Genomic DNA, 3704 nt, shown 5'->3' with positions numbered 1-3704 from the left:
CCTTTAGACCGAGGTGACGCAGCAGGGTGGCGGCGGCTGCATAGACGCTGCCGTGGCGCTGACGGGCACGCTCGGCGCGCAGGCGCGAGAAGCGGCAGGGCAGTTCGACGTTCTCCCGCACCGAGAGGAAGGGCAACAGGTTGAACTGCTGGAAGATGTAGCCGGTGTGGTCCACGCGGAAGTGGTCGCGGGCGCTCGCGGATAGCTTCGTCAAATCCTGGCCGAGCAAGCGGATGCTGCCGCGGCCGGGCTTCTGCACGCCACCGAGCAGTCCGAGCAAGGTGGTCTTGCCGCTGCCGCTGGGGCCCTTGAGGAAGAGGCTTTCACCCCGTTGCAGGCGGAACTCGGGAATATCCAGCAGTTCCGGGTGGCCGGGCCAGGCAAAGCCCAGCCCCTGGAGTTCGATCAGTGTCTGGCTCATGGGAAAACGACCGGGTTGCCCCGGTCGGTTCAGGAGAAGTTAGAAGCTCAGGCTGGTGCTGGACCTGGAGAGTTCCGCGCCTTGCTGGCCGTTCGGGCCGATCAGTTGTACCTGAATTTTCTCGGTCGCGGGGAAGCGCTTGAACAGCTCTGCCAGGTCGAGCGACTTCAACTGCTCGGGGCTTGCGCAGTCGAACCGATAGTGGGCGTGGATTTCGCTGTGTTCCTGGTCATGGCCCTTGGCGTGCTCGTCGTGATCGTGATCATCACCGAACAGCGGGCTTTCCAGTTCCTTGGATGCGACCTTGCAACCGGCCGCTGCGGGGAGGGCGAAGAGCTCCATGGGCTTGTCCAGTTCGGCACGGGCGGCAGCGACCTTGGCCTTGTCCGCGTCGCTTTTGGCTGCGTGCTCGAAGCCGACCAGGTTCATCGCAGGGCTTTCCAGCTCCAGCTCCAGAGTCTTGCCGTCCAGCGCGGCGTTCAATTGCGCCACGCCGTGCTCGTGGGCGCTGAGGCTGCCTTGCTCGTGGTCATGCTCGTGTTCATGGGGCTGGGCCTGGGCGACGGCCAGGGGCAGCAAGGCAAAGGGCAGGGCAAGCAGCAGGCGGCACATGGAGGGTCTCCGGGATGGGAAAATGTTCGTTACGTTATAACAAATGTAGGCAGCCCGCCAGCGCCGTGGGAGCATTGCGTATTCGTTTCTGGAGGAGTTGGACATGCTGCGCATACGCGGACAGATCGGCGACTGGCCGGTGGACCTGACGGTGGAAATGGATGCCGAAGACTGGGACCAGTTGGCCAGCCGCCTGTCGCCCGACGTGATGGCCCAGGCTCCGATGGCGGCGAAGGCTTCGAGCGGCCAGCACAATGACGCCCTTTGGGATACCGCCCAGCAACTTCTGCGCGAGGCCGGGCAGATGGAGGGGCCGCGCCTGTTGGCGGAACTGGAAGCGCTGGCCGGCGGCGTGGCGGCGGGCAAGCGCCTGCTGGTGCGCCTGCGCCACTGTGACCAGGTACATATGGAAGCAGGGACGGATGCACCCCTTTATATCTGGAAGGGGTGAGCAGTCGATGCGCCGAGCTGCCCTTGCAGGTTGGGCCGAGTTTCACGAAGCGCAGCGAGCAGAGTCGAACTCTGCTCGTTGGGCTTCGCTGCGCTCTGCGCCAACCTACGGATGCTCGATCAGTAGATCGCGTTGTAGAGCTTGCGGCGGTAGGTAGTGACCAGCGGGTGGTCGTTGCCCAGCAGGTCGAACACCTGCAGCAAGGTCTTGTGGGGCAAACCCTCGCAATAGCTGCGGTTGCGCACGAAGAGCTTGAGCAGGCTGTCCAGCGCCGGCTCGTACTGCTGGCGGGAGAGTTGCTGGATCGCCAATTGGTAGACCGCCTCGTCGTCGCCGGCATCCTGTGCCAGGCGTGATTTCAGGTCGGCCACTTCCGGCAGGTCGGCGGCCTGGCGGAGGAAGGTCAGCTGGGCACGGGCGCCGGCGAGAGCCTGCTTGTGCTCGTCGCTCTTCACCGCATTGAGCACGGTTTCCGCTTCGCCCAGTTCGCCGCGCTCGGCGAGGCAGCGGGCATAGAGGATCAGGCCGGCGGCGTTGGTGTTGTCGTCGGTCAGCAACTGCTTCAGCAGGTTCTCGGCTTCGCTGATGCGGCCTTCATTGAACGCGGCCTGGGCGGCGTCCAGCAGATTGCCCTGGGGCGTAGCCGGCATCTGTACGTGGGGTTCGAGCATGGCGCGGATGGCTGATTCCGGCTGCGCGCCGGCGAAGCCGTCCACCGGCTGGCCGTCCTTGAACAGCACCACGGTCGGCAGGCTGCGGATGCCGAAGCGCATGACGATGTCCTGCTCGATATCGCAATTGACCTTGGCCAGCAGCAGTTCGCCCTGGTAAGACTCGGCGATCTGCGCGAGAAGCGGCATCAGCGCTTTGCAGGGGGCGCACCAGTCGGCCCAGAAATCCACCAGCACGGGCTTGTGGAAGGAGTTCTGGATCACCGCCTGGTCGAAGTCGGCGCCGGTGGTATCGAAGATGTAGGGAATGTCGCTCATCTGGGCTCTCGAAAGCGCGAAAGGATGGGCGAATCATAAGGCCGGCGGCGGGGGATGAATATGCCTGCACGAGCTCGGAGCTTGCAGATGGCACGGCCTGCTTCACCTGTGGGGGCGAATTTATTCGCCAAGCACCCCGCAGGGGTGCCCCGACTCCGAGCCAGGTCGGGACGATCTAATACCTAGCCGGAGCGATACGAGGGAGCGCTGTGCGCTCCTTGGCGAATGAATTCGCCCCCACGACGTCTCCCCCGCCAAGGTGCTCTGCCTTACCGAATCGCGTGATACAGGCTCACATTGCGGAATTCCGCCGGCTCAGCCAGGTCCGGCCAGGTGCAGGCGTCCAGAATGGCGAGGCGCGTGTAGAGCGGGTGCTGGAAGTCGCGGACCCGTGAGTCGGCCACCAGGGCCTGGCGGCCGCGCGTGAGGAAGTGGTCGAGCAGGGGCAGGTTGGCGCGGTCGTAGAGCACGTCGGCGACGATGATCAGGTCGAAGCGGTCCTCTTCCTGAAAGAAGTCCGCCGAGTAGCTTAGCTCCACTCCGTTAAGGGAGGCGTTGGCGCGACAGGCGTCCAGGGCCAGTGGGTCGAGGTCGCAGGCGACCACTTCGGCGGCGCCGGCCTTGGCGGCGGCAATGGCGGCAACGCCGGAGCCTGCGCCAAAGTCCAGCACGCGCTTGCCGGCTACCCACTCGGGCTTCTCGGCCAGCCAGCGTGCCAGGGCCAGGCCGCTGGCCCAGCAGAAGCACCAGTAAGGCGGTTCTTCGAGGATGCGCCGGGTCTCTTCGGGGCTGAAGGCGCGGTCCATGTTGTTGGCGTCGATGAGCCAGAGCTTGAGATCGGTGCCGGGCAGGGTTTCCGCACTGAGGCTGGCGTCGCCCAGCAGTTGGGTCAGCGCCTGCTGTAGCGATTCCGGGGCGTTCATGGTGCCGGCACCATCTGCAGAGGGCCGAGGGATTGGCTTTCAGGCTGCAGGATGAGGCGCGGCTGCATCTTGAGGATCAACTGTCCGGACAGGCTGACGCGGCCGCGCAGCTCCACGCGCTCACCGCGGGGAAAGGACCCTGGGTTGAACAGCAGGCGGAAGGGCAGGGGGCCGCCATTGCCATTCAACACCAGGCTGCCGAGCAGGCGCTGCGGGCGGTCGCGGGAATCGATCGACATCAGCGCCAGTTCCACCTCGCTGCCGGCGGGCGGCGCCTGTAGCACACCGCTGAGTTCGCGCATGTGGGC

General features: G+C 65.3%; 6 protein-coding genes. 1 reads left to right on the top strand and 5 read right to left on the bottom strand.

Going from position 1 to position 3704, the window contains the following annotated elements; all coding sequences use genetic code 11:
- Both FFS60_RS28380 and FFS60_RS28375 read right to left on the bottom strand, forming a co-directional pair.
- Positions 1–421 (bottom strand): ATP-binding cassette domain-containing protein (locus FFS60_RS28380; protein WP_137823884.1); only part of this gene is annotated, 421 nt, incomplete at its 3' end.
- 39 nt (positions 422–460) lie between these two features.
- On the bottom strand, positions 461–1033 hold the full coding sequence (locus FFS60_RS28375; protein ID WP_137823883.1) for a DUF2796 domain-containing protein: 573 nt from the start codon (positions 1031–1033) through the stop codon (positions 461–463).
- 103 nt (positions 1034–1136) lie between these two features.
- On the opposite strand from FFS60_RS28375, the gene FFS60_RS28370 reads away from it, so the two are divergent.
- Positions 1137–1484 carry a hypothetical protein gene (locus tag FFS60_RS28370; protein WP_137823882.1) on the top strand — a complete coding sequence of 116 codons (348 nt, stop codon included), beginning with the start codon at positions 1137–1139 and terminating at the stop codon, positions 1482–1484.
- 119 nt (positions 1485–1603) lie between these two features.
- On the opposite strand, the gene trxA is transcribed toward FFS60_RS28370, so the two are convergent.
- The 3 genes from trxA to FFS60_RS28355 form a co-directional block, all read right to left on the bottom strand.
- Positions 1604–2473 carry a thioredoxin gene (gene trxA, locus FFS60_RS28365; RefSeq protein ID WP_137823881.1) on the bottom strand — a complete coding sequence of 290 codons (870 nt, stop codon included), beginning with the start codon at positions 2471–2473 and terminating at the stop codon, positions 1604–1606.
- A gap of 269 nt (positions 2474–2742) precedes the next feature.
- Complete coding sequence (locus tag FFS60_RS28360) at positions 2743–3396, bottom strand: methyltransferase (RefSeq protein ID WP_137823880.1); 654 nt, start codon at positions 3394–3396, stop codon at positions 2743–2745.
- On the bottom strand, positions 3393–3704 hold a 312-nt coding region (locus FFS60_RS28355; RefSeq protein ID WP_137823879.1), incomplete at its 5' end, for a YbaY family lipoprotein. The genes FFS60_RS28355 and FFS60_RS28360, both read right to left, overlap by 4 nt.

The sequence above is a fragment of the Pseudomonas sp. D(2018) genome (assembly GCF_005502555.1).
Taxonomy (GTDB): domain Bacteria; phylum Pseudomonadota; class Gammaproteobacteria; order Pseudomonadales; family Pseudomonadaceae; genus Metapseudomonas; species Metapseudomonas resinovorans.
Note: the sequence above shows the minus strand (reverse complement) of the source record. Positions and strands in the feature narration are given on the sequence as shown.

What these genes read in the sequence shown, in the direction of transcription:
- FFS60_RS28370 (WP_137823882.1), top strand. Translation starts at nt 1,137, where the DNA reads ATGCTGCGCATACGCGGACAGATCGGCGACTGGCCGGTGGACCTGACG.
- trxA (WP_137823881.1), bottom strand. Translation starts at nt 2,473, where the DNA reads ATGAGCGACATTCCCTACATCTTCGATACCACCGGCGCCGACTTCGAC.
- FFS60_RS28375 (WP_137823883.1), bottom strand. Translation starts at nt 1,033, where the DNA reads ATGTGCCGCCTGCTGCTTGCCCTGCCCTTTGCCTTGCTGCCCCTGGCC.
- FFS60_RS28360 (WP_137823880.1), bottom strand. Translation starts at nt 3,396, where the DNA reads ATGAACGCCCCGGAATCGCTACAGCAGGCGCTGACCCAACTGCTGGGC.